At 69.4% G+C, this 22,917-nt stretch carries 26 protein-coding genes and 1 pseudogene; 12 read left to right on the top strand and 15 right to left on the bottom strand.

The window, feature by feature from the left end; translation table 11 throughout:
- The 3 genes from OPF83_RS04725 to OPF83_RS04715 all read right to left on the bottom strand — a co-directional run bounded on the left by OPF83_RS04725 (position 1) and on the right by OPF83_RS04715 (position 4,144).
- Positions 1–1,308 (bottom strand): class I SAM-dependent methyltransferase, encoded by a 1,308-nt coding sequence (locus OPF83_RS04725; RefSeq protein ID WP_264886068.1) that lies wholly within the window; start codon positions 1,306–1,308, stop codon positions 1–3.
- Positions 1,305–2,792, bottom strand: coding sequence for an FAD-binding oxidoreductase (locus OPF83_RS04720; protein ID WP_264886067.1), 1,488 nt, complete (start codon positions 2,790–2,792; stop codon positions 1,305–1,307). The genes OPF83_RS04725 and OPF83_RS04720 overlap by 4 nt, the downstream gene beginning before the upstream one ends.
- A gap of 116 nt (positions 2,793–2,908) precedes the next feature.
- Positions 2,909–4,144 (bottom strand): patatin-like phospholipase family protein, encoded by a 1,236-nt coding sequence (locus OPF83_RS04715; protein ID WP_264886066.1) that lies wholly within the window; start codon positions 4,142–4,144, stop codon positions 2,909–2,911.
- Between the two features lie 218 nt (positions 4,145–4,362).
- Here OPF83_RS04715 and OPF83_RS04710 point away from each other — a divergent pair, with 218 nt between their 5' ends.
- Both OPF83_RS04710 and aroD read left to right on the top strand, forming a co-directional pair.
- Positions 4,363–4,836, top strand: coding sequence for a DUF4262 domain-containing protein (locus tag OPF83_RS04710; RefSeq protein ID WP_264886065.1), 474 nt, complete (start codon positions 4,363–4,365; stop codon positions 4,834–4,836).
- A gap of 28 nt (positions 4,837–4,864) precedes the next feature.
- Positions 4,865–5,632 (top strand): type I 3-dehydroquinate dehydratase, encoded by a 768-nt coding sequence (gene aroD, locus OPF83_RS04705; RefSeq protein ID WP_264886064.1) that lies wholly within the window; start codon positions 4,865–4,867, stop codon positions 5,630–5,632.
- Here the strand turns inward: aroD and OPF83_RS04700 are convergent.
- The gene (locus OPF83_RS04700; RefSeq protein WP_264886063.1) at positions 5,623–6,063 is read right to left on the bottom strand and encodes an SRPBCC family protein; all 441 of its coding nucleotides are present in this window, start codon (positions 6,061–6,063) and stop codon (positions 5,623–5,625) included. The genes aroD and OPF83_RS04700 overlap by 10 nt on opposite strands.
- A gap of 50 nt (positions 6,064–6,113) precedes the next feature.
- On the opposite strand from OPF83_RS04700, the gene OPF83_RS04695 reads away from it, so the two are divergent.
- From OPF83_RS04695 to OPF83_RS04680, 4 genes are all read left to right on the top strand, one after another.
- Positions 6,114–6,662, top strand: coding sequence for a DUF1697 domain-containing protein (locus OPF83_RS04695; protein ID WP_264886062.1), 549 nt, complete (start codon positions 6,114–6,116; stop codon positions 6,660–6,662).
- Between the two features lie 471 nt (positions 6,663–7,133).
- On the top strand, positions 7,134–7,469 hold the full coding sequence (locus OPF83_RS04690) for a DUF2599 domain-containing protein (RefSeq protein ID WP_264886061.1): 336 nt from the start codon (positions 7,134–7,136) through the stop codon (positions 7,467–7,469).
- 16 nt (positions 7,470–7,485) lie between these two features.
- Positions 7,486–8,265: an alpha/beta fold hydrolase gene (locus OPF83_RS04685; RefSeq protein ID WP_264886060.1), complete on the top strand. Its 780-nt coding sequence runs from the start codon at positions 7,486–7,488 to the stop codon at positions 8,263–8,265.
- A 166-nt stretch (positions 8,266–8,431) separates the two neighbouring features.
- Positions 8,432–8,905 (top strand): hypothetical protein, encoded by a 474-nt coding sequence (locus OPF83_RS04680; protein WP_264886059.1) that lies wholly within the window; start codon positions 8,432–8,434, stop codon positions 8,903–8,905.
- Between the two features lie 125 nt (positions 8,906–9,030).
- On the opposite strand, the gene OPF83_RS04675 is transcribed toward OPF83_RS04680, so the two are convergent.
- The 3 genes from OPF83_RS04675 to OPF83_RS04665 all read right to left on the bottom strand — a co-directional run bounded on the left by OPF83_RS04675 (position 9,031) and on the right by OPF83_RS04665 (position 11,412).
- The gene (locus OPF83_RS04675; protein ID WP_264886058.1) at positions 9,031–10,032 is read right to left on the bottom strand and encodes a pirin family protein; all 1,002 of its coding nucleotides are present in this window, start codon (positions 10,030–10,032) and stop codon (positions 9,031–9,033) included.
- 103 nt (positions 10,033–10,135) lie between these two features.
- Complete coding sequence (locus tag OPF83_RS04670) at positions 10,136–10,726, bottom strand: DedA family protein (protein ID WP_264886210.1); 591 nt, start codon at positions 10,724–10,726, stop codon at positions 10,136–10,138.
- A gap of 53 nt (positions 10,727–10,779) precedes the next feature.
- Positions 10,780–11,412 carry a YdcF family protein gene (locus tag OPF83_RS04665; protein ID WP_264886057.1) on the bottom strand — a complete coding sequence of 211 codons (633 nt, stop codon included), beginning with the start codon at positions 11,410–11,412 and terminating at the stop codon, positions 10,780–10,782.
- Positions 11,413–11,534: 122 nt separating this feature from the next.
- On the opposite strand from OPF83_RS04665, the gene OPF83_RS04660 reads away from it, so the two are divergent.
- From OPF83_RS04660 to tpx, 3 genes are all read left to right on the top strand, one after another.
- Positions 11,535–12,248, top strand: coding sequence for a DNA-3-methyladenine glycosylase (locus OPF83_RS04660; protein WP_264886056.1), 714 nt, complete (start codon positions 11,535–11,537; stop codon positions 12,246–12,248).
- Positions 12,249–12,321: 73 nt separating this feature from the next.
- Positions 12,322–13,203: an adenylate/guanylate cyclase domain-containing protein gene (locus OPF83_RS04655; RefSeq protein WP_264886055.1), complete on the top strand. Its 882-nt coding sequence runs from the start codon at positions 12,322–12,324 to the stop codon at positions 13,201–13,203.
- A gap of 27 nt (positions 13,204–13,230) precedes the next feature.
- Positions 13,231–13,728 (top strand): thiol peroxidase, encoded by a 498-nt coding sequence (tpx, locus tag OPF83_RS04650; RefSeq protein WP_264886054.1) that lies wholly within the window; start codon positions 13,231–13,233, stop codon positions 13,726–13,728.
- 136 nt (positions 13,729–13,864) lie between these two features.
- Here the strand turns inward: tpx and OPF83_RS04645 are convergent, their stop codons facing one another.
- Entirely contained in the window at positions 13,865–14,422 is a 558-nt protein-coding gene (locus tag OPF83_RS04645) for an NADPH-dependent FMN reductase (RefSeq protein ID WP_264886053.1), read from the bottom strand.
- 96 nt (positions 14,423–14,518) lie between these two features.
- On the bottom strand, positions 14,519–15,331 hold the full coding sequence (locus OPF83_RS04640) for a hotdog fold thioesterase (protein ID WP_264886052.1): 813 nt from the start codon (positions 15,329–15,331) through the stop codon (positions 14,519–14,521).
- A gap of 148 nt (positions 15,332–15,479) precedes the next feature.
- On the opposite strand from OPF83_RS04640, the gene OPF83_RS04635 reads away from it, so the two are divergent.
- The gene (locus OPF83_RS04635) at positions 15,480–16,910 is read left to right on the top strand and encodes a HAMP domain-containing sensor histidine kinase (protein ID WP_264886051.1); all 1,431 of its coding nucleotides are present in this window, start codon (positions 15,480–15,482) and stop codon (positions 16,908–16,910) included.
- 118 nt (positions 16,911–17,028) lie between these two features.
- Here the strand turns inward: OPF83_RS04635 and OPF83_RS04630 are convergent, their stop codons facing one another.
- Positions 17,029–17,712, bottom strand: coding sequence for a response regulator transcription factor (locus OPF83_RS04630; protein WP_264886050.1), 684 nt, complete (start codon positions 17,710–17,712; stop codon positions 17,029–17,031).
- Positions 17,713–17,743: 31 nt separating this feature from the next.
- A complete protein-coding gene (locus OPF83_RS04625; RefSeq protein ID WP_264886049.1) occupies positions 17,744–18,619 on the bottom strand; it encodes a serine O-acetyltransferase in 876 nt (291 codons plus the stop codon).
- 72 nt (positions 18,620–18,691) lie between these two features.
- Between OPF83_RS04625 and OPF83_RS04620 the strand changes: the two genes are divergently transcribed.
- Positions 18,692–19,015 (top strand): putative quinol monooxygenase, encoded by a 324-nt coding sequence (locus OPF83_RS04620; protein WP_264886048.1) that lies wholly within the window; start codon positions 18,692–18,694, stop codon positions 19,013–19,015.
- A 125-nt stretch (positions 19,016–19,140) separates the two neighbouring features.
- Here the strand turns inward: OPF83_RS04620 and OPF83_RS04615 are convergent.
- Both OPF83_RS04615 and OPF83_RS04610 read right to left on the bottom strand, forming a co-directional pair.
- Positions 19,141–19,701: pseudogene (locus OPF83_RS04615) on the bottom strand (DUF1906 domain-containing protein); the annotation flags it as partial.
- A 65-nt stretch (positions 19,702–19,766) separates the two neighbouring features.
- Positions 19,767–20,582 (bottom strand): DUF1906 domain-containing protein, encoded by an 816-nt coding sequence (locus tag OPF83_RS04610; RefSeq protein WP_264886047.1) that lies wholly within the window; start codon positions 20,580–20,582, stop codon positions 19,767–19,769.
- 157 nt (positions 20,583–20,739) lie between these two features.
- Here OPF83_RS04610 and OPF83_RS04605 point away from each other — a divergent pair, with 157 nt between their 5' ends.
- On the top strand, positions 20,740–21,654 hold the full coding sequence (locus OPF83_RS04605; protein ID WP_264886046.1) for an oxidoreductase: 915 nt from the start codon (positions 20,740–20,742) through the stop codon (positions 21,652–21,654).
- Positions 21,655–21,734: 80 nt separating this feature from the next.
- Here the strand turns inward: OPF83_RS04605 and dapA are convergent, their stop codons facing one another.
- Together dapA and OPF83_RS04595 are read right to left on the bottom strand one after the other, a co-directional pair.
- The gene (dapA, locus tag OPF83_RS04600; protein WP_264886045.1) at positions 21,735–22,622 is read right to left on the bottom strand and encodes a 4-hydroxy-tetrahydrodipicolinate synthase; all 888 of its coding nucleotides are present in this window, start codon (positions 22,620–22,622) and stop codon (positions 21,735–21,737) included.
- Positions 22,623–22,746: 124 nt separating this feature from the next.
- Positions 22,747–22,872: a hypothetical protein gene (locus OPF83_RS04595; protein WP_264886044.1), complete on the bottom strand. Its 126-nt coding sequence runs from the start codon at positions 22,870–22,872 to the stop codon at positions 22,747–22,749.
- Positions 22,873–22,917 lie beyond the last annotated feature (45 nt).

Here is a 22,917-nt window from a genome sequence, read left to right as displayed (position 1 = left end):
CTAGGGCTCCCACCAGGGACGCAGCGGGACGTCCCAGGTCTGGGCGGCGTCCAGGCGCACGCCGAGGATCTGGTGCAACTGGATCTTGTTGTGCTCGAAACCGTACTGGCAGGCACCCATGTACAGGCCCCACAGCTTGGCCATGGGTTCGCCGACCTCCTCCACGGCCTCGTCCCAGTGCTCGACGAGGTTCGCGCACCAGTCCCGCAGCGTCATGGCGTAGTGCTGGCGCAGATTCTCCTCGTGGAGCACCTCGAAGCCCGCGTTCTCGGCCTCCAGGTGCACGGTCGCGGCGCCGGCGAGTTCGCCGTCCGGGAAGATGTAGCGGTCGATGAACTGACCGGCCTTGATCTTGCCGACGTTGTCCGGCCTGGTGATGCAGTGGTTGAGCAGCCGACCACCGGGGCGGAGATAGGCGTAGAGCTGGCGGAAGTAGGCCGGGTAGTTCTTGCGCCCGATGTGCTCGGTGATGCCGATCGAGCTGATCGCGTCGAAGTCGCGCTCCGGGACGTCGCGGTAGTCCATGAGGCGGACCTCGGCGAACTCACCGAGTCCCTGCGCCTCGATCTCGGCGCGCCCCCACTCGACCTGCTCCTTGGACAGGGTCACGCCGATCGCGTGGACTCCGTGACGCGCGGCGTAGCGCACCATCCCGCCCCAGCCGCAGCCCACGTCGAGCAGGCGGTCGCCCGGCTTGAGGCCGAGCTTGTCAAAGACGAGGCGGTACTTGTTCTCCTGCGCGTCCTCGAGCGAGGCGCCGGAGTCCGGATAGGTGGCGCACGTGTACGTCATGGACGGTCCGAGGATCCACTCGTAGAAGCGGTTCGACACGTCGTAGTGGTAGCTCACCACCGCGGAGTCGCGTTCCTTGGAGTGCCGCCGCAGGCCGTTGGCCACGCGCTTCCACGCGGGCGGCACCTCCTGGTCGGGCACGGGCAGCAGGGTCACGTTCTCGATTCCGATCGAGCGGGCGATCTGCAGCATTGTCCGCGCGTCGGGTCGGCGGGTCATGGTCTTGCGGAACACCTCGAGTGCCCCGAAGACGTCGTGCGGTGCGCCGGGGTGGACACCCTGGAGTTCGAGCTCGCCCATGAGGTACGCGCGGGCCAGGCCCAGATCGCCGGGGGCGGTGATGAAGTACTGCAGCGCCTTCTCGCTCTTCAGGCGTAGAACCAGTTCGCTGTCCTCCGGCCCGATCGCCGGCCCGTCGTACGCTTCGATCCGCAGCGGCGGCTCACCGGTGGCGAACGCGCCGATGATCTCGCCGATCGTCATCCTGCCCGAGGGCGTGCTGCGGGTGGTTGTCATCGTGCTCCTACCGCCTTGTCATACAGGGTCGCGAACCGACCGTCGGGATCGAACTCGGCCTTGAGGCGCGTTGCGTGCTCGCCGCCGTACAGCCGGGCGAACTCCTCGCGCGAATAGAACACCTCCGAGTACAGGGACTTGTGTCCGCCGAGCCGGGAGACCTCCTCCTCGATCCGGCGGTTCCACGCCCCCTCGGCCATCCCGTCCTCTATGGGTGCAGAGGACCAGAAGCCGATGTTGACGTAGGTGGTGTCCGGCGCGAGCGGGTACAGCAGCCACGGCCGCTCCGGGTCCTGGCCGGTGGCAGGGTCGACACCCGGGTCCGTGGCCGGAACCGCCTGGTCCCGTAGCCGGAGCGGGCAGATCCAGATCGGCTCGATCGGCACCTCACGCAGGAACCACTCGAGGAACTCGGCGGCGTGGTCGATGGTCACCTCGACGTCCTGCACCACGCGCTCGCGCGGGCCCTCACCCTTGAGCGCGCCGATCTTGTTGCCCAAGTCGTACTTGTGATCCAGGCCGATGATCTTCCAGTACGCCGACGACCTCAACAACTGCTGAGGCCACAAGCGCCGGACCTTCGGGTTCTGCACGCCGAACGCGCGCGAACACCAGAACCAGTCCGTGTCCCAGCGCCACAGGTAGTCGCGGATCGTCAGCCGGTCACGCCGGACCGAGCCCTCGGGCCCGTCGTGCTGGATCGACCGGTAGAAAATCGCCTGCTTGTCGCGCACGCCGGAATAGTCCGAGGTCGGCCCCGGCTCATCGGTACGCCGCCCGAGGCACAGGTACGACTCGTCCGCCGAGAACACGACCCCGTCGAGGAAATCGACCTCCTCGTCGTCGTACCTCCCCTCCACACTGACCCGCTCGAGCGCCGCGGTGAGCTTGGCGACGGAGGTGAACCGGACGTGGCGCAGTTCGACGAAGCGCATGACCGGTTCGAGGGCGATGCGCAGGCGCACCGCGTAGCCGAGCGAGCCGTAGGAGTTGGGGAAGCCGCGGAAGAGGTCGCGTTCGCGGGCGGTGCCGTCTGGGCGTGCGGTGACGATCTCGCCGGTGCCCGTGAGCACGTCCATCTCCAGCACCGACTCGTGCGGCAGCCCCAGCCGGAACGAGGTGGACTCGATGCCCAGCCCCGTGACCGCCCCGCCGAGGGTGATGGTCTTGAGCTGCGGCACGACGTACGGCATGAGGCCGTGCGCGAGCGTGGCGTCGACCAGGTCCTCGTAGGTGCACATGCCCTGCACGTCGGCGGTGCGGGCGTCCGGATCCACGGAGATGACGCGCGTGAGGCCGGTGGTGTCGAGACCGGGCGACGACGACGAGGCGCGCGGCCGGAAGAGGTTCGACGTCTTCTTCGACAGACGTACAGGGTCGCCCGTCGGAACGGCACGGAAACTGGCGACCAGGCGCTCGACCCCCTCCGCGTGCCGTGCTGCTCCCACTTCGAGCGGTACCGCGAGCGTTCCGGAGGATCCCATGAGGCCGAGGGTAGTTCGATTCTCAGAATCCGGCGATCAAACGGACGGTCGTCCACGCGACTGACCCCCCGCGGCGGGCGTGCTGGCCTCCGCCAATCACGCTCGTGCCCGCCGGGTCACACTCCCGCCCGGTCGAGTGCCTCGGCGGCGAGGCGGCGGCCGAGCGCGATCATCTCGTCCGCACGGTGGAAGTCGAACGCCGTGCACGCGTCGGTGGGCACCTCCACCAGGACGTCGGGGCGGTTCCCCGCCATCCGGTAGGCGGTGATGATGCTCTCCATCACCTCGATCGAGTGCATCACCACGTCGAACAATCGCAGCGTGCCGGGCAGGGAATCGTCGCCGGAGCGCCCGGTGTCGACTGTTTCCTCGCCCCGCGCGACCGCTTCCTCCACTCCACGGGACGGGCTCGCGGGATGTGCGGAAGACTCGGTAAGCTCGGATTGCCCAGCCTGTTCGGTGTGCTCAGCCTGTTCGGTGTGCCCAGCCTGTTCGGTGTGCTCAGCCTGCCCGGCCTCCTCGGGCTTTTCGGCCAGCTCAGCCTGCTCGGCCTCCTCGGGCTTACCGGCCTGCTCACTCTGCTCGGACTGCTCGAGCTCGGCAGCGTCGCCGTGGCCCCAGCGCGCCGTGATGAACCGCACCAGTTCGACGTCGCGGACATCGGCGGCCACCGTCTTGATGCGGCCGGTGAGGGTGCCGCCGGACTTGCCACCTCCGGACCCGCCCTTCCTGGTGCTCCGGGTGTCGAAGTCCGCCGACTCCTCATCGGGGTCGGAGCTCTCGAGGAAAGTCGAGACCCGCATGCCCGAGCGGCGCCCGGTGAGCGAGACGGCCAGCAACAGATCCGCGTCGACCGGGGCGAGCGGCTCGAGCGGGACCGGGTTGGTCACACCGCCGTCGATGATGAGGCGGCCGTTCACGAGCGCCGGCGTGATGACACTGGGGATGGCGAACGAGGCACGGACCGCCACGTCCGCGGGACCGCGCGTGAACCACACCTCGCGCCGGGCGCGCAGGTCGGTGGCGACCGCCGTGAAGGGGATGCGCATGTCCTCGATCCGCGCGCCGTCGAGCATCGACCCGATCACGGCCATGATCTTGTTCGCCCGGATCGCGCCGCCGCCGGCGAAGGACACGTCGAGGAGCCGGAGGACATCACGCTGGGAGAGCCCGCGGACCCATTCCTCGAACCCGTCGAGCTCGCCGGCCGCGTACAGGGCACCCACCACGGCCCCCATTGACGCGCCCGAGACCCCCGCCACCTCGTGGCCCCGCAGCTCGAGCTCACGGATCACCCCGATGTGCACGTAGCCGCGTGCACCGCCCGAGCCCAGCGCCAACGCGATCCTCATCTACGCCCCCTCCTGACGGTGTCCCCGCCTCGACCTGTGTGTCGACGTCAATTGTGCACCGCTCCGCCGCCCGCAGAGGGTCTCCGACCGGGCAGACGTGTCGTACCCGACATCTATCGTCAGCCACGCATCGACCGCCTGTTCGATGCACAGGCCACACGGCCCGCACCGGGAACACTCCCGGTGCGCGAGGAACACCACCAGAGAAGGAGTCACCCATGACCCGCCCCGCAGTCGCCGCCCGTCCCACCGTCACCAGCCCCACCTCTACCAGCCCCGAGCTGCTGGAGACCGCCGCCTTCATCGACCGGTACGGGATGAACATCATCCACGTCGGCCGAGGCTGCCGGTGCTCGGGCTGCGCGGACACTCCACTGACCCGTGCCCAACAGTTCGGGTACACCATCGGCCTGTCCGGGCTCGGGCATCCCGAGCTGCTGCTGCGGGGATTCGGGGCCGCGGAGACCACCGCGATACTCAGCAGGTGGGGCGAGGTAGTCCTGGACGGAGACACACTCGACGCCGGCCATCTTCTCTGCGAGGGGCGCGGAGGCGCCACGTGGGAGCTCGTCCCGGTCCAGCGCCCGTCCCGCACCCTGCACTGGGCGGCCCGGTACTACAGCTCGGGCGAGGTGGACGCGTTGGAACTGATCCCGGCACGTCGACCGTGCTCGTGCGGCGGCTGCGACTGACCCTCACCCGGCGTCGTAGTGTCTAGACATGCCCCGCCAACAGCTGCACCTCGATCCGAGCTCGCCGACGATCATCGTGCCCATCACCGCACGCGATGCCACGGAGCTGGACCAGAGTGCGGTGGCGGCCGCCGCCGCCCTGGACGCGGGCGCGGTCGAATGGCGGGTTGATCTCTACCAGCCGTTCACCGCCGGCGGCGGGACCGATCCCGCCCCGGCGGTGTCCGCACTCGAGCGGGTGGCCGAACTGGTACCCGACATCCCGATCCTGGCGACCTTCCGCACCACCGCGGAGGGCGGGTCCGCCGACATCCCGCCCGAGAGCTATCTCGCGCTGATCGACGCACTGGCGGCCACCGGGCTGGCGGCGGCAGTCGACGTGGAGTACCGCCACCCGGTCGCCGAGCGGGCGATCGCCGCCGCGCACACACACGGCACCTCTGTGGTGGCGTCCAACCACGATTTCGACGGGACACCTGCGGTGGAGGAGATCATGGTGCGGCTCGAGGCCATGGAGTCCGCCGGGGCAGACGTCGCGAAGATCGCCGTCATGCCACGCTCTGCGGCCGACGTCGTGACACTCCTGGACGCAACCGAACGCCGCCACCGTCTCTCGCGTGTCCCGCTGATCACCATGTCGATGGGGGCTCTCGGCGCGGTCACGCGGATCGGCGGCGGCGTGTTCGGCTCAGCCGCGACATTCGCGACCGTGGGCGCCGCCTCCGCACCGGGGCAGCTCCCCGCCTCCGACGTGCGCGGCGTCCTCGACCTCCTCCACCACGGAGCTCACGAGTAGCGGCGGAGGACTTCCTTGCGCAGACCCTTCGTCGCGGTGTCGGCGATGCCCTTCTGCGCCTTCTTCACGAGCATGCCGGGGATCTTGATCTTGAGATCCACCTCGAGGTCGAACACCACGTGCGTGGTGCCGTCGCCGTTGTCAGTGAGCTGGTAGCGCGCGTTCTGGGCCTTCATCGCACCGCTCTCCACCAGGCTCCAGCTCACCTCGCCGTCGTACCACTCGTACTTGACGACCATCTCGTCAGTGATCCCGGCCTGCGAGATCCTCTCCCAGACGAGGATCGGCCACCCGTCCTCGTCCGCCTCGCGGACCTCGACTGCGCGGTGGGCGTCCGACCAGTCGACGAGGGTTTCGACGTCCGCCAAGACGGCCATGATCTCGGGGATCCCGGCCTCGATGGTGATTACTGATTGCACTGAGACTGCCATGGGAAATGAAACTACCGTCATACTCCCGCCGCAGGTGCGAAGATCAGGACATGACTTCCTACAGCTCTCGCGCGGTGGCACTACTGCGGGGGATCAACGTCGGCAAGGGGAACCGGATCGCGATGGCCGACCTGCGCGAGTGCACCGAATCCGTGGGATGCCGGGACGTTGCGACCGTGCTCGCCTCCGGGAACGTCGTTTTGACGCATGACCGCCCGATCCCCGAGCTCCGGCAGGCACTCGAGGCCGCCTACGCCGAGAGGTTCTCCTATGACGCGGTGGTCCAGGTGTTCCCCAGAGCCGCGGTCGCGGACGCTGTCGAGGGATACCCGTTCGAGTCACTGCCGGAGCACCACGATTACGTGGTCTTCTCCGACTCACGCCAGGTCGCCGGTCGCGTAGCGGAGCTCATGAACGACGCAGTCCGGCCCGACTCCACGGAATCCGTGGCTGCCGGGCCGGACTGGGTGTACTGGCGGGTGTCACGCGGCGACACACTGAAATCAGCGGCCGCGAAGGTGCTCGATTCCCGCGAAAACAAGGTTCACCTGACCACGCGGAATCTCAAGACCCTGCTCAAGATCCTCGCCGTGGGATGAGAGTCGATCAGGGACCCTGGACGGACGCACCGACCGTGTCGACGAAGGCGGCAAGGGGGCCGAAGATCGCCGGGAAGATTCCATCCCACATCGCCTGAGCCTGGGTGAGGTCGAACTGGGGCATCGGTCACGCTCCTTCTCTTCGGTGGCGTGCGGACTGTCCATCAACGCCGGTATCTATAGTCACAGGATCCAAGCATCCGTGCTCGTTTGCAACCTCTGGATCGTGGCAGACTGCCACCGATGCTCCGCCTCCAGAGACCGATCTGTGCCGCTACCGCGATCGTGCTGGTCACGATGGCCGCAGCAGGCTGCGCTGACAACAGTACGGAGTCCGAGGACACGGCTGTGGGATCGACCACGACCACCGTGTCGTCGTCGTCACCCTCGCCCTCTACTCCGGTTCCGAGGGCTCCGACTCCGGCTCCGACAACTCCGGCGACCCCTACCGCGGTCCCTCCTGCACCGCGCGTGGATCCACCGGCACCTCCCGCGGCCCTCCCACCGTTCATCGCGTCGACGACCTGGGGCGATTCCGAGTACGGCGTGACGCTCCGCATCACACCGACCCCGTCAGCCAGGCAGGCGACCGGGACCACCGACGCCGCGCAGGCGTGGTCCGAGGTGGTGGCGTCGGCCCCCGACGCGGACACCCCGGGCATGTGGGAGCAGTTCGACTGCCACTGGACCTGGGCGCGGATCCTCGAACCGGACAAGAAGACGTGGAACATCGAGCCCTGGCGACCCGACGTGCCAGCAGACCGGATGCTCCTCGAGGGCTGCAACCCGGGAGGGCCGGAAGTATGACGAGAGGGCAACAGAAATGAGCATATCGGACGTGGCCGGCCTCGCTCGCGACGTCCGCGGCGAGGGACTTCCGGTGGTGCAGCTGCACGGGTTGTCGTCGAGCCGACGCCGCGAGGATCTGACCGGCAGCGACCTCACGGCCGGACAGCCCGGCCTGGAGGTCCTCCGGTACGACGCCCGCGGGCACGGGGCGTCCCCCGGCTCCGTCGATCCCGGCGACTACACGTGGCCCGCGCTGGCCCGGGACCTGCGCGGCCAGCTCGACGAGGTGTTCGGCGACCGTCCCGTCCACGGCGTGGGGCGCTCGATGGGCACGGCCACACTGCTGACGGCCGCCGTCGAGCAGCCGTGGCGGTTCGCCTCGTTGACGCTGGCCATCCCGCCGACGGCGTGGGAGTGGCGCCGCGAACAGGGGCGGATCTACGAACTGGGGGCGCGCCAGGTCGAACGGTGGGGCGTGGCCCGGTGGTCGGAGCTGACACTGCAGCCGCCCACCTCACCGGCGATCGACCCCGACGGACCCGTCACGATCCCCGACGTGACCGACGACTGGCTGCCCGCCGCGTTCCGGGGCGCGGCGGTCACAGACCTGCCCGCACGCGAGGCGGTGTCCCGGCTGTCGATGCCGGTGCTGCTGCTGGCCTGGCCGGAGGACGCCTCGCACCCGCTCGAGGTGGCCCGCGAGCTGGCAGGCCTCCTCCCGGCCGCGCAGATCGAGGTGGCGCACTCGCCGGCCGAGGTCGCGCGGTGGCCGGAAAAGGTGGGTGCCTTCATCCGGGCCGCCGACAACCTGTAGGCGGCCTCAGCTGACGTCGCCCTCTCAGCCCGAGCGGAAGCGGAACGGCTGCATCATCTCGGCGGTGATCGCCGTTGCGCGACTGGCGGTCGTCGGGGGGATTGTGGGAGTTCTCCGGGATTCCGGCGATTCCGCGCCGGACCCTCTCGCGGTCGGTGAGTGCATCGTGACCGACGACTCGGAAATGGAGTTCAGACGGATCGACTGCTCGGATCCGGCTGCCGAACAGGAGGTCCTTGCCATCCTCGAGCCCGGACAATTCGGGGACTGCATCGGAGTCGACGGTGTGCTGTCCGGTGTAGCGCAGTCCTATCCCGAGCCGGCAACCCTGTGCACCTGCCAGGTTGGCGTCGATCCGACGACGGCCGTCAACAACATCACGGCCGGGGAGCGCCTGGTGCGCGAGGAGGGATCGGAGGTCCCCGTGCGGGCCGACTGTGGTGAGCCCGAGGCGATGCGCGTTGAGGGGCGAGTCGACGACGTCCTCCCGCCGGATCACCCGGATGCACCGGCAGACGGATCGACCTGTGTGGAAGCCGGCCTACCGCAGACCGAAATGATGTTGCACTTCGGCATCACCGGGGTGATTGATGGGCAGCCGGAACGGCACTACCGCCTGATGTACATGACCATGCCCTGATCACCCGGTCGGGACGGCCACCGGCCTGCAACGCTGTCCAGAACACGCGGCAAACCGCGAACGCAATCGCTAACTCCCGTCAGGTGCAGTAATGAGCTCGGACGAGCTCCAGGTTCCGGAACGGGTCAGGGCCGACTCTCGGTCCCGTCCGGGTAGCGGGCGAACCGAGTTTCGCCGTGCGCGTGGACGGGTCCGTTGCTCGTCAGGTCCCACTGCCCGAACACCCCGGCCCGGTAGTCGTCCATCGCGGAGATGACGTCCTCGCGGGTGTTGCCGACGAACGGACCCTGTTGGACGACCGGCGCGCCGATGGGCCTGGCCTGGAGGATGAGAAACGCGGCGCCGTTCTCGCCGGCGGTGACCGTCACGGCCTCGGGCGCCAGCACGGCGGCGTCGTAGCCGAGCGTCTGCCCGTCGACGGTGAGGCCGCCGCCGTAGTTATAGAGGACGCGTCCGGCGGCCGGGTCGAAGGCGGGAAGTTCGGTGCTCACACCGGGATCGAGGGTGACGATCCAGATCGCGAGGTGGTTCTCGGGGCGGGCCGCCCACGAATTCGGCGGCGGGTCCAGCGCGCGGACACCGTCGATCTCGCCGGCGATCACGCGGAACCTCGCCTCGGCGCCATTCTCGCCGCGCACGACGACTGGGGTGTCCTCGGCCCAGAACATGTCGAAGTGCGGCTGCGCGGACTTGTCCTCGGGTGCGAGGTTGAGCCAGATCTGGAACAGTTCGAGCGGGTTGGGCGCGTCGTCGGCCAGCAGGGGCATCATCTCTGAGTGCGAGATCCCGGCACCCGCGGTGAGCCACTGCGTGTCGCCGTGGCCGAAACGCGCGGCGGCGCCGAGCGAGTCAGTATGGTCCACCACGCCCTCGAGCACCACGGTGACGGTCTCGAACCCGCGGTGGGGGTGCTGCGGAAAGCCGGGGACGGTGTCGCCGTGGTACATCGACCACCCGTCCTTGCCCGAGAAGTCCTGGCCGATGGATCGGCCCTCGAGCGAGGCGGCGGGACGCATGGTCTGGCCGTCGGCGGGCGGGAACTCGTCGCGATGGTGGACGGCGAACAGGAACGGGTCGATACCCGGCCACTGTGCACCGAGCGGGACAACCTGGCGAACTACGGACACGGGCTCCTCCTCGGCTTTGCTGTTACATCATGCAACTAGCGGAGTGCTCCGGATGTTCCCGCTCGCCCGCCGCGGCGCCGATCAGAGCCCGCCCCCGCTCCGATCAGTGGTCGGACCGGCGCGTCGCCCGCTTCCGCAGAATCCGACGGACGAAGAACACCACGGCCACCGCGATGATGGCGACCACCACGGCGTTCGAGAACCAGCCGGCGACCGACTCGATGCGGTGCCACTGGCCGCCCAGTAGGTAGCCTCCCACCACGAAGATCGTGTTCCAGATCAGACTGCCCCCGGCGGTGAGCGCGAGGAACAACAGGAAGTTCATGCGCGCCACGCCCGCAGGGATCGAGATGAGGCTGCGCACCACAGGCACCATGCGGCCGAAGAACACCGAGGCCACACCGTGCCTGTCGAACCAGCCCTCGGCCGTGTCGAAGTCCCGGACCTCCATCAGCGGGATCCGGCCGAACAATGCGCGGACCCGCTCCGCGCCGAGCCAGAACCCCAGCCCGTAGGCCACGACGGCACCGACGACCGACCCGAGGGTCGTCCACAGCACCGCCGCGACCACGCTGAACGTCCCCTGCGCCGCGGAGAAACCCGCCAGCGGGAGGATGACCTCGCTGGGGATGGGCGGGAAGACGTTCTCCAGCCCGACGATGATTGCGGCGCCGGGCCCGCCGAGCGTGTCCATCACGCCGACGGCCCATCCGGCGATCCCGCCGAGCTGCGGGTCGGAAACCTTGATCAGCCCCGGGCCACGACGCCGGTCACCGGGATGCGGCCGTCAACCGCCTGGCGGAAGTTGAGCACCGCGCGGTTGAGGTGGAAGTCGTTGGTCACCACGACGGCACCGGTGGTGCCGCGCTCACGGAAGATCTGGTCGGTGAACTGCGCGTTCTGCACCGTCGAGTTGGAGTTGCCCTCCTCGGTGATCCGGTGCGGGGCGATCCCGGCGCCGCGCAGCCAGTCGCCCATCGCGCGGGCCTCGGTCCGTCCGTTCTTCGGCACTCCGCCCGTGACGATGATCCGCGAGGTCGGGTACTCGGTGGCGAGCCGATATCCGGCGCGCAGCCGCTCCTCGAGGACGGGCTGAATCTGACCGTCGTCGGTCAAACCGGCTCCGAGGATGACGATGTCGGTCGTGAACGGATTGACGGTCAGGATCGCCGGATCGTCGGTGTTGAGCGCCTCGACGTTCGAGCACATCGGGAGTTGTGCTTGCTCGAGGGTCTGGCACCCGAGCATCACCGCGCCGTTGTACAGAGCGGCGCCGGTCGGCATCTCCGCCGACCCCGCCGACGCGGTTCCCACTCCCATACCCATCGAAACTGCAGCGGCCGCGATGACCGCGGCGAAACGCTTCTGTGTCTTGCCCACTAAAACGGTTCCCTCCCAAGCGATGTCGTGACCCCCCTGTTATCGACGATCACGGCTCCGCCGTTACGCAGGCGACGATCCGGCCACACCGGTCACGGTCGTACGCGCGTAGCGTGCACGACATGCCCGTAGGATACGACAAGGTCACGGCCGTTCGATACCTCCGGCAGGCCGATAACTTCCTGAGAATCCACATCAACTCGGTCGGTCCCTGCACCCTCACCCCACCCCCCGACGTCGGCGAGCACACGCTGTTCGACCGCCTTGCGTCGTCGATCCTGTCGCAGCAGTTGTCGGTCAAGGCCGCCGCGACGATCGCCGGTCGCCTGCGCGAGCGGGCGAGCACCGCCGTGCCGAGCACCTCCGGGCCGGGAACCAGCGAGGCGGAAACCAGCGGGGCACCGCACCGTCAGTTCGATCCGGCGCTGGTCGCGGCCCTGTCCGACGAGGAGCTCCGGGCCTGCGGCATCTCGCGGCCCAAGGTGGCCGCCCTCCGCGATCTCGCCGACGCGGTGCGGGTGGGGAGGATCCCCACCCTGGAGGTGCTGCGCGGGTATGACGACGACGAGGTCATCGACTCCCTGACCTCTGTCCGCGGGATAGGCCGATGGACGGCGGAGATGCAGTTGATCTTCCTGTTGGACAGACCCGATGTGTTCCCGCTGGCAGATGCCGGTGTCCGACGCGGCTTCGAGCTGGTGCTGGGGCTGGATGCCAGGGCCACCCCCGCGCAGATGGCCGAGCACGCCGAGGCGTGGGCCCCGTACCGGTCGGTCGCGTCCTGGTACCTGTGGCGGGCCGTGGACCAGACCGGCGTGTCGGTTCCGCCGATGTGACCGGTCACCGTGGCGACCAATCCCCGTGGCGACCGGTCCCCGTGGCGACCGCGGCCGACCTAGCATCTCCCGCATGACCTCTCCTTCCCTGGAACCGTCACCGGACTCCACCCCGGAACAGCCACCGGAAGCGTCACCGGACCTCCCTCCGGATCCGTCACCGCGCTGGGCCCGCGCACGAGAGGTGGCCGCGCAGGTGGCCGACCGGAGCCGCGAGGTCAACCGCAACCCGTCGTCGGTCGACCTCGTGCGGCGGGTCCGTCGGGCACTGCCGGGTGATGCGGGGTTCGGGGATCCCCTCTCGGCCGCGGGGCGGGACGGAGCCGGGACGATCGCCCGGGTGGCGGGCCGCCTGTTCGACGACCACCCCACGGCCACCCGTGAGATGACGCTCGGCGGGTTGCAAGTCTGGCACGCACTGCGCGAGCGGGCGGGACGGGGCGGTGGCACGCGCGAGGTGACGATCGTGTTCACCGACATCGTCGGCTTCTCGAACTGGGCGATGCGCGCGGGTGACGAGGACGCGCTCGTCCTCCTCCGTCGGGTCGCCGCCGCGACCGAACCGCGGGTACGCGAGCACCGGGGCACCGTAGTAAAGCGGCTCGGCGACGGGATGATGGCCGTGTTCCCGTCCCCCGCCCTCGCACTCGACGCGGTTGTGGACTGCCTCGCCGGGGTCGCCGAGGTCGAGGTCTCGGGGTGGACCCCCTCGCTCCGGGTGGGAGTGCACACCGGGTACCCGCGACGGATCGGGGACGACTATCTCGGCACCGACGTGAACATTGCCGCGAGACTGGCGGAAAAGGCCGGGACCAGCGAGATCCTCATCAGCGAGACCACCCGCGCGGGTCTGGATCCGGAGCGGGTCCCGACCAGGCCCAAGCGGACGTTCCGTCGCGGCGGGGTCAAGGGGGTGCCCGACGACCTCTCGGTGCACGTCGCCCTACCCCGCTGACGCCCGCCGTCCGGTAGAACGGAAGGCATGGCAACCACCGCATTCAAGGGCAATCCCGTCACCACGTCCGGCGAGCTCCCCGCCGTCGGCTCCACCGCTCCGGCGTTCGACCTCGTCGGCTCCGATCTCTCGGCCGTCACCTCCGAGTCGCTGGCCGGCAAGAAGGTCGTCCTCAACATCTTCCCGAGTGTCGACACGGGCGTCTGCGCCACGTCGGTCCGCACCTTCAACGAGAAGGCCGCCGGCCTCGAGGGCACCGCGGTCATCAACGTCTCGGCGGACCTGCCGTTCGCGGCCGCCCGCTTCTGCGGCGCCGAGGGCATCGAGAACGTCTCCACCGGCTCGACCTTCCGCAGCTCCTTCGCCACCGACTACGGCGTCAAGATGAACGACGGTCCGCTGGCCGGCCTCAACGCCCGCTCCGTCGTCGTGCTCGACACCGAGGGCAAGGTCCTCTACACCCAGCTCGTCGACGAGATCACCACCGAGCCGGACTACGACGCCGCGCTCGCCGCCCTGAACTGACCCGCTTCCGGCACCGGCCGGAAAGCTGGGTCGATCCCGGCACCGGCCGATCAGCCGGGTCCTGAGCACATCACCACAGCAGCCCGCCCCCGCGATCGCGGGGGCGGGCTGCTGATGCCTGTGGTGTCCGCGTAGGTCAGGCGGTGGTCGCCATCGCGCGGCGCGTGGCCTTCTCGAGCTGCTCGAACAGCGTCGTGATCTCGTCGTTCCGGCGCTCGACGGGCGTGACGCCCTCGGGGCCGAACTCGGTGAACAGGCTCAGCGAGATCTGCTGACGCACGCCGTACATATGGAAGTTGGCCACTATCTGCCGCCAGTGCTCCACCGCGCGCACGCCGCCCTCGGCCCCGTAGGACACAAACGCAACGGCCTTGTCGGCCCACTCGTTGCCGAGCGAGTCGAAGGCGTTCTTCAGTCCGCCGGGGACACTGTGGTTGTACTCGGGGGTCACAAAGACGAAGCCGTCGTAGGAATCGATGGCCTGGCTCCAGCGGGTGACGCGCTCGTCCTCGTACTGCTTGTTCGCCGCACCGGGCACGGTGGCCGAGGTGAGCAGAGGAACGTCGAAGGACTTCAGATCGACCAGTTCGTACGTCGCGTCCTCACGCGAGGCCGCCCGGTCCGCCACCCACTGCGCCACGGACTCGCCCGAACGCTCCTCGCGGATGCTCCCCAGGATGATGCCGATCTTCACGTCCGTCCCCCTACTCGAATGTCATGCCTCAGCTGCTGTACCGGCCGCCACAGGGCGGCCACGGCAAATCAGACTACGAGATTGTGGGCGCGACAACTACTTCTGGCCGTAGACAGTGACCGACGCCATTGCACACACGCGGCCGCGCTCGTCACAACTGGAGACCCGGGCGATCCCCCAGTTCCGGCCCTCGTGGACGGTCTCCGCACGCACCGTGACCGGCCCGTCCAGCGGGATCGGTCGGATGTAGCGCACGTCGAGGGACGACGACGAGACCTCCCGCTCGTGCGGGAACACCGCCGCGCCCGCCAGTTCGGCCACCGCCGCGAACACGCCGCCGTGCAGATTGCCGAGCGGGTTGGCCAACTCGGGCTCCGGCGCCACCACGGCCTCGACCGCACGCGTGCCCCCGGGACCGTCAGCAGAGTGCGCAAAGGTCACGCACAGCACGTCAGCCAGTCGTCCCGGCGCGAGCCGAGAAGGCCAGGGCGGCTCGTCGTCGAACTCGTCCGGGTCCCAGCTGATCTCGAGTTCCATGGATTTGACCAGTGCTGCGGCGAGCGCGGTGTCGTCGTCGTCCACCACATCACCCCGCGTCGTGAGGCAGCGACCGTCCCCACCCAGGTGCTCCGTGCGCACGTCCAGGCCGGTCGAGCCCGCGCGGGGCGTCGACAACAGGTCCACGCGCAACTCCGTGGACACGGTCCACATCCCCGCCGGCCTGCGACGGTGGTTGACCGAACCCAGGCCCGAATCCACGAGCAGCGCCAGGCTGCCGGTCGCGAAACGCCCCTCCGGGTCGAGCATCTGCTCCCCGACCGGCTGGTTCCACCGGAGTTTCCCGGGTTCGGGCTCGGCCCACGTGATGCCCAACCGTGCTTCCGGCCCCTTGTACTCCGATTCCCTCACCCCAGCGACGCTAGCACGTGTTCTAGTTTTGGCCCGGCCTCTCGCCCGGTCCGGCACGCCGGCACGCACCCCGTCCCGCAGCCCGTCCCGCAGCCCGGCGCTAACCCACCCCGGCACGCGAGGCCGTTCCCGCCGCACAATGTAAGGCGTGCCCCTGACCCGAGACGCGCTCGCCACGCCCCACCGCTGGCCCGTCCGTGTCGCGACGACGGTGATCGCCGCCGCGATCGTCATGCTCGTCCTGGCCGGCGCCGCGGGCGGCGCGTGGCTGATGCTGCGCTCGGCCGTCCACGGCACGATCGACCGGGTCGACCAGCAGCGCGCAGTTGACGTGGCCGGGCAGCTCGCCGCGCGGGGCCCACAGTCGGCGCTCCAGATCGTCAGCGAGCCGATGTCCGGCGTGGACTTCATCCGGATCGTCGCCCCCGGCGACCGGATCGTCGCCGGCCAGGTGATGCGGGGGCTCGAGGACATCGGGGCGCTGCCCGCCCCGGCCGTCGGGGAGACTACCGAGCACCAACTCCGCCTGCCTGACGGCACCGACCTGCGCGTCACCTCCGTCGGGACGAACGTGGGCGGCATCCCCATGACGGTCGAGGTCGGCACCATCACCGACCGCTACGACGCCCTGCTGGGCACGGGCGCGATCCTGTTCCTGTCATTTGTGCCGGTCGCGGGCCTGGTCACGGCTGCGTTCGTCTACTACGCGATGGGCCGCGCGCTGCGGCCGGTGGAGAACATCCGCTCCCGCGTCGCCGAGATCTCCACCTCCGGCCGCGGCGAGCGCGTCCCCGTGCCCGAGACCGAGGACGAGATCGCCCGCCTCGCCCAGACGATGAATGCCATGCTCGCCCGCCTCGATGCCGCGCGCACCGCCCAGGTGGCCTTTGTCGGTGATGCCTCGCACGAGTTGCGCAGTCCCCTGTCCACGCTGTCGACCATGCTCGAGTTGTCCTCCACCTCGGGCACCCCGGTCGACGTGGAGACCGTCGACACCCTGCTCCTGCCCGAGGTCAAGCGGATGCGTCTGATGGTCGAGGACCTGCTCCTGCTCGCCAAGAACGACGAGCGCGGGGCCCCGCTGCGTCGCGACGACGTGGACCTAGACGACATCGTCCTGTCGGAGGCGATCCGTGCGCGGGGGCTGGGCCGCGAGACCGGTCTGAAAGTGGAGGTGTCGGTCGAACCGGCGCGCCTGGTCGGCGATCCCGACGCCCTCCAGCGCGTGGTGCGCAACCTCGTCGACAACGCGCGTCGCCACGCGCGGGAGCGCCTGTCCCTGCAGCTCACCGTCGACCGCACGCAGCCGTCCGCACCGCGCGCCGTGGTGTATGTCGACGACGACGGCGAGGGGGTTCCGCCGGCCCAGCGGGCGACCGTCTTCGACCGATTCGCCCGCCTGGACGCCGATCGCGCGCGGGGCAGTGGCGGGTCGGGACTCGGACTGGCGATCGTCGCCGAGATCACGCGCACACACAGCGGAGAGGTCCGCGTCGAGGACGCCCCCGGCGGCGGGGCGCGATTCGTGGTGGAGCTGCCGGCCGAGCAGTTCGACCACACGGAAGACGACGAGCTCTAACTCGGTGCGCCGTCACTCCGGTCATCGTTTCCCCAGGAGAGACGCCGCAAAAACGTACCGGAGTGACGGCTCAGCGGTCAGGAGCGGCTGCGGTCAGGAGCGGCTGCGGCCGGGGGAACTAGGTGCCGGTGGTGCTGTCCACGAGGCGGTAGCCCTGGCCGCGGACGGTCTCGATCGCGTGGGCCCGGAACGGTGCGTCGATCTTGCGGCGCAGGTAGCCGATGTAGACCTCGACGATGTTGTCGTCGCCGTCGTACGCCGCGTCCCAGACCGCCCGCAGGATCTGCTCCTTCGACACCACCTGGTTACGGTTCCTGATCAGGTACTCCAGCACGGAGTACTCCCGCGCGGTCACGGTGATCCGTTCGTCGCCGCGCCGCACGTCCCGCGCCGCGGGGTCCACGGTGAGATCCCCGGCCTGGAACGTCGAGGGACGTTCGGGGGCGCCGCGACGCACCAGCGAGCGCAGCCGCGCCTCGAGGACCACGAACGAGAACGGTTTGATCAGATAGTCGTCGGCACCGAGGTCGAACGCGTCTGCCTGGTCGTACTCGCCGTCCTTCGCGGTGAGCATGAGCACCGGCGTCCACACCTCGCGGCGACGCATCTCGCGGACGACCTCGTAGCCGTTGCGACGCGGCATCATGATGTCCAGGACCACCACGTCGTAGCCCTCGTCGCAGGCCATCTCCAACCCGATCTCGCCGTCGGGCGCGGTGTCGACGGTCCAGCCGCCCGCGACCAGCCCACGGCGCAGGCTCTCCCGGATCGACGGCTCGTCGTCCACGACAAGAACGCGCATCGTTCACCGCTCCTCGAAGTAGGCCGCCTGATCAGGCGTCGGCGTCGAACTCCCGGTCCAGCTCGAAGCCCGCGTCCATCGTGATGTCCTGGTCCATCGCGTCGGCCGGCACGATCGAGTCGGCGTGACGACGGACGACCTTGGCGGGGACCCCGGCGACGGTCGTGTGCGCCGGCACCTCGTGCAGGACCACGGATCCACCGGCGACCTTCGCACAGTCACCCACGCGGACGTTGCCCAGCACGATCGATCCCGCCGACAGCAGCACGCCCGAGCCGATCTTGGGATGACGGTCGCCGTCCTCGTTCCCGGTGCCACCGAGGGTGACGCCCTGCAGGATCGACACACCGTCGCCGATCACGCAGGTCTCGCCGATGACGATCCCCGTGGCGTGGTCCACCAGGATGCCCGACCCCACGCGGGCCGCGGGGTGGATGTCCATCGCGAACACCTCGGAGTTGCGGCTCTGCAGGAACGAGGCCGCCATGACGCGGCCGGAGTTCCACATCTCGTGGGCGACGCGGTGGATCTGCAGGCCGAGGAACCCCTTGGCGAACAGGTACGGCACCAGGTAGTTCGGGTACGCCGGGTTGCGCTCGTAGCTCACCACGAGGTCCTCGGCCACCGCCTCGAGGACCTGCGGGTGCTCCACCAGGACGGCGCGGATCTCCTTCTCCAGCACGTGCCGGCCGATCTCCGGCGTCGCGATGCGCGAGGCCGCCAGTCGGGCGAGGGATTCACCCAGGTCATCGCACCCGTCGATGAGGTCCAGGACGAGGCCGGCGATCAGCGGTTCGTTGCGGCTGGAGGTCGCGTCGAGCGACAACTGGTTCCAGACCGCACGCACGGAGGAGTCGGCCTCCGCTTGCGGCACGCACGGGTTCTCGATGCTCAGCTCGATGGTCACCCCACCCAGGGTAGGCCTGCGCCGTCGCGGGGGTCGAGTCGCACCGGTCGGAAAACACGGCATGATGGGAGCATGATGCTCATCAACGTCCGTTTCGACGTCAAACCCGAACACGCCGACACCTGGCTCGAGATCACCCGCCAGTTCACCGAGGCCACCCGCGCCGAGCCCGGCAACCTGTGGTTCGACTGGTACCGCTCCACCGAGACGCCCACCGAGTTCCTGCTGTGCGAGGCGTTCCGCGACGGCAACGCCCCCGCCGAGCACGTGGGCTCCGCCCACTTCAAGGAGTTCACCGGCTCCGCGGCCCAGTACCTGCAGCGCACCCCACGGATCCTCAACACCACGCTCGAGGGCGAAACGTGGGGGGCGATGGGCGAGATCACCGTCGAGTGAGCTGCCGGGCCGGGCGGCCCGCTTCAGCCTCCGCCTGAAAATAGGCTCTGAACTGGGGTGCCCTGCACGCAGCGTGCAGGGCACCCCAGGTCAGCGGCGTTCGTGGGTCGATGCCGGGGCGCGGGTCAGCTCTGGCTGCCGAGCGCCGACTGCGCGAGGGCGGCCGGGTCGATCGGCCACCACTGGCCGTAGTCGAGCGCGTAGACGCGGTTCAGGTCCGACACCACACCACCCACGGTCACCTGCTGCTTGACCGGCAACTGGTGGATGGTGGCGTGCGGGTTGAGCCGCCCGTTCGAGCCCCAGTCGTGCTGCCAGAAGTACTCGCCGAGGTTGCGGCCACGACACCAGTCGATGGTGGGAGCGTTGGCGTACACGCCGAGCTTCATACCGGCGCCGCCCAGATGGTGGCGCCACCGCTCGAGGTACGGGGCGATCTGGTTCTCGAACTGCCACCACGTCGGGTTGTCGTCGATCGCGACATACATCGGAACACCGCCCGGACCGCCGGCCTCGCGATGGATCCGGATACCGACGGGCGCGTGGGTATCCGCGCCGCCGGCCCCGCCCTTCCAGTCGGCGGTCTCGGCGCGACCGTACTGGTAGCAGGAGACCATGCTGAGGCCGTGGGCGCGGAAGTCGTCCACCTCGCGGCGCAGCAGCGGCTTCCCGCTCATCCACTCGGCGCCGGGACGACGGCCCCTCCGGTGTCATCCGCACCGGGGAAAGGCGGTCCGCCTCACCCGTCCCCTCAGGCGAGGCTTCCGGCCGCGGCCTGGGCGATCTTGGCAAGATCGACTGGCTCCCACTGGCCGTAGTCGACCGAGTAGACATCGTTGATGTCGCTCATCACGCCTCCCACGGCCCACTGCTTGCCGGCCTTCTGGTGGATGGCGGCGGCGGGGTTGAGGCGTCCGCCGGAGCCCCAGTCGTGCTGCCAGAAGTAGCGTCCGAGACCGCGCCCGCGGCAACGGTCGATGGTGGGCGCGTTGGCGTAGACGCCCAGGGACATGCCCGCGCCACGGAGGTGGGCGTTCCAGCGCTCCAGGTACGGGGCGATCTGGTGGTCGAACTGCCACTGCGTGGGGTTGTCGTCGATCGCGACGTACATCGGCACGCCGGCGGGGCCGCCGGCGGCGCGGTGGATCCGGATTCCGATCGGGGCGTGATGGTCGCCGCCCGCGGCGCCTGCCTTCCAGTCGGCGGTCTCGCCCTTGCCGAACTGGTAGCAGGAGACCACGCTCAGACCGTGCGCGTGGAAATCGTCGACCTCGCGGCGCAGCAGCGGCTTGCCGGTCATCCACTCCGAACCCGGACGACGCTCGGAGCAGTAGCGCACGGCACCCAGGTGTCCGGCGGCACGGACAGCGGCGCCGCTCGGCGGGCCGGAGGCGTAGTCGAGCACGGTGCCGATCGGCACGCCGGCGCCCGCACCGGGGAGGCCACCGAGGGCCTCGGGGACCACGGACTGCGCGCCGGCGACAGGCGCGAGGCCCGCGGCGACGGCGCCGGCGCCTGCGGCGCCGAGGCCCGCACGACGGAGGAAGGAACGGCGATCGAGCGTCATGGAAGGTACTCCGGGTTAGACAGCGGGTGGAGTCACGTGTGACTGATGGGACCACTAAGTCCCCGACGAGTGTGTCACAAGAACATCGCGATTGACATCCCCGCGTTACCACATCTGGCGTCCCCAGGCCGGAGGCGCGACTGGTTAACTGACGTTCATGACTCGCTCCAACCGGTGGAACGCAACCGCCATCCCGGACCAGACCGGCCGCACCGTCATCGTGACCGGAGCCAACGCCGGCATCGGATTCGCCACCACCGCGGCACTCGCCGAGCGGGGGGCGCGAGTGGTCATGGCCTGCCGGGACACCGCGAAGGCGGAGGCTGCACGGGCGTCGCTCCCCACCGCGTCGCGGGAACGGACGCTGGTGCGCGGCCTCGACCTGGCGGACCTCGACTCGGTGGCCGGGTTCGTCCGGGCCGTCACCTCGGATCCCGAACTCGACCGGATAGACGTGCTCGTCAACAACGCGGGGCTGATGAACATCCCCCACTCGCTCACCGCACAGGGGCACGAGATGCAGTTCGGCGTGAACGCGCTCGGCCACCACGCGTTGACACTGGGACTGGAGCCCGTGGTGACCGATCGGGTGGTGTGGTTGGCCTCGCTGGCGCACCTGTGGGGTCGCATCGACACCGACGACCTGAGCATGGAGCGCTCGGGCTACGGCCCCATGCGCGCGTACGGCAATTCCAAGCTGGCGTGCCTCATGCTCGCCTATCAATGGCAACGGCATCTGGAGCGCGCGGGATCGCCGGTGCGGTCGGTCGCCGCGCACCCGGGATACACGGCCACCGAGCTCATCCGGCAGAGTGGCCGGCCACTGTTGGACAAGTTCTTCCAGCTGGGCAACTCGATCCCCGGCGCGGGCCTGACCCCGGACCAGGGGGCACTGCCCGTGCTGTACGCGGCGACGGTCACCGACATCGCGGGCGGGGCGTTCGTGGGGCCCGACAGGGTCGGCGGCCTGCGCGGCCACCCGGAGATCACCTGGTCGACGCGACGCTCACACGACCCCGCGGTCGCCGCGCAGCTGTGGCGGCGGTGCAGTGAGATGGTCGCCTTCGGCTGACTCGCCGCCGGGCGCCGCGCTGCCGGGCACTGCCCGGTCGCGGCAGACGGCGGGTACGTCCCTTCAGGCGGGGCCGGGACTCAGGCGAGCCCCGAGGCCTGCAGTCCCGCGCGCAGCTTCTCCTGGTGCTCGGCCGGCCCCTGGAGCAACGGCATCCGCAGGCGGTCGGAGGCGATGATCCCCTGCATCTTCAGCGCCGCCTTGGCCTGGATGGCCCCCTGCGACGTGTGCATGACGGCGTCGACGGCTGGGATGAGACGGGTATGGATCTCGCGGGCCCGGGGCAGATCGCCGGCGTCGACCGCCTCGATCATCGCGCGGTACTCGTTCCCGGCGACGTGGCCGACCACGGAGACCACGCCGACGGCGCCCTGCGCGAGGTGGGCGAGGTTGAGCACGTCGTCGCCCGAGAACCACATCAGATCGGTCTCGGCCATGAGTCGGCTCGCCTCGAACAGGTCACCCTTGGCGTCCTTGACCGCCTTGAGCAGCGGGATCTCCGCGAGGCGACGAATGGTCTCGGTGGCCAGCGCGGTACCGGTCCGGCCCGGGATGTCGTACGCCATGACCGGCAGGCCCCCGGCCTCGGCGACCATGCGGAAGTGCTCGACGATCCCGTGCTGCGTCGGCTTGTTGTAGTACGGCGTTACTACGAGCAGCGAGTCCGCGCCCCGGGCGGCCATCTCCCGGGCCGCACGCATCGAGTGCTCGGTGTCGTTGGTGCCGCAGCCGGCCATGACCTTGACCCGGTCGCCGACCGCCTCGACGACGGCGGCCACACAGTCGTAGTCCTCGTCATCGGTGGTCGTGGCGGACTCTCCGGTGGTGCCGTTGACCAGGAGACCGTCGTGGCCGTTGTCGGCGAGATGGACCGCGAGGCACTTGAGGCCGTCGAAGTCGATCGAACCGTCATCATGCATGGGGGTCACCATCGCGGTGATGACCCGACCGAAGGGGTTGTCCGACATGCCGAACAGACTAGGCCACGTCAGGGCCGGTAGGCGCCCAGGCTGACCCCGGTGCGTCGCACATCACGCGGGTGCGGGACGCAAAGTGCGTTCACCTGGTTCGACCGAGGACCGGCCGAAGGCCCTATCTGACCTTGTCGGGATTCGTGTCGAGCATCCGACCGAGGGTGTTGTCCACGACGAGATGAGCCACCTCGTTGGTGGTCGCGACACCCACGCGGAGCGTGGTGATGAGAGCGTTCTGCAGCATCGGAACTCCTCCTACCCGGTGTGACGGTCATCACTATAGAACTCC

It is taken from the genome of Dietzia sp. NCCP-2495, from assembly GCF_026011735.1.
Classification (GTDB): domain Bacteria; phylum Actinomycetota; class Actinomycetes; order Mycobacteriales; family Mycobacteriaceae; genus Dietzia.
This window is presented reverse-complemented; position numbering and strand designations above follow the sequence as displayed.

Coding starts and splice junctions, on each gene's coding strand:
- OPF83_RS04685 (WP_264886060.1), top strand. CDS start 7,486: ATGAGCATATCGGACGTGGCCGGCCTCGCTCGCGACGTCCGCGGCGAG.
- OPF83_RS04695 (WP_264886062.1), top strand. CDS start 6,114: ATGACTTCCTACAGCTCTCGCGCGGTGGCACTACTGCGGGGGATCAAC.
- OPF83_RS04670 (WP_264886210.1), bottom strand. CDS start 10,726: ATGGACACGCTCGGCGGGCCCGGCGCCGCAATCATCGTCGGGCTGGAG.
- OPF83_RS04655 (WP_264886055.1), top strand. CDS start 12,322: ATGACCTCTCCTTCCCTGGAACCGTCACCGGACTCCACCCCGGAACAG.
- OPF83_RS04660 (WP_264886056.1), top strand. CDS start 11,535: ATGCCCGTAGGATACGACAAGGTCACGGCCGTTCGATACCTCCGGCAG.
- OPF83_RS04605 (WP_264886046.1), top strand. CDS start 20,740: ATGACTCGCTCCAACCGGTGGAACGCAACCGCCATCCCGGACCAGACC.
- OPF83_RS04595 (WP_264886044.1), bottom strand. CDS start 22,872: ATGCTGCAGAACGCTCTCATCACCACGCTCCGCGTGGGTGTCGCGACC.
- OPF83_RS04710 (WP_264886065.1), top strand. CDS start 4,363: ATGACCCGCCCCGCAGTCGCCGCCCGTCCCACCGTCACCAGCCCCACC.
- dapA (WP_264886045.1), bottom strand. CDS start 22,622: ATGTCGGACAACCCCTTCGGTCGGGTCATCACCGCGATGGTGACCCCC.
- tpx (WP_264886054.1), top strand. CDS start 13,231: ATGGCAACCACCGCATTCAAGGGCAATCCCGTCACCACGTCCGGCGAG.
- OPF83_RS04725 (WP_264886068.1), bottom strand. CDS start 1,308: ATGACAACCACCCGCAGCACGCCCTCGGGCAGGATGACGATCGGCGAG.
- OPF83_RS04715 (WP_264886066.1), bottom strand. CDS start 4,144: ATGAGGATCGCGTTGGCGCTGGGCTCGGGCGGTGCACGCGGCTACGTG.
- OPF83_RS04620 (WP_264886048.1), top strand. CDS start 18,692: ATGATGCTCATCAACGTCCGTTTCGACGTCAAACCCGAACACGCCGAC.
- OPF83_RS04630 (WP_264886050.1), bottom strand. CDS start 17,712: ATGCGCGTTCTTGTCGTGGACGACGAGCCGTCGATCCGGGAGAGCCTG.
- aroD (WP_264886064.1), top strand. CDS start 4,865: ATGCCCCGCCAACAGCTGCACCTCGATCCGAGCTCGCCGACGATCATC.
- OPF83_RS04700 (WP_264886063.1), bottom strand. CDS start 6,063: ATGGCAGTCTCAGTGCAATCAGTAATCACCATCGAGGCCGGGATCCCC.
- OPF83_RS04720 (WP_264886067.1), bottom strand. CDS start 2,792: ATGGGATCCTCCGGAACGCTCGCGGTACCGCTCGAAGTGGGAGCAGCA.
- OPF83_RS04610 (WP_264886047.1), bottom strand. CDS start 20,582: ATGACGCTCGATCGCCGTTCCTTCCTCCGTCGTGCGGGCCTCGGCGCC.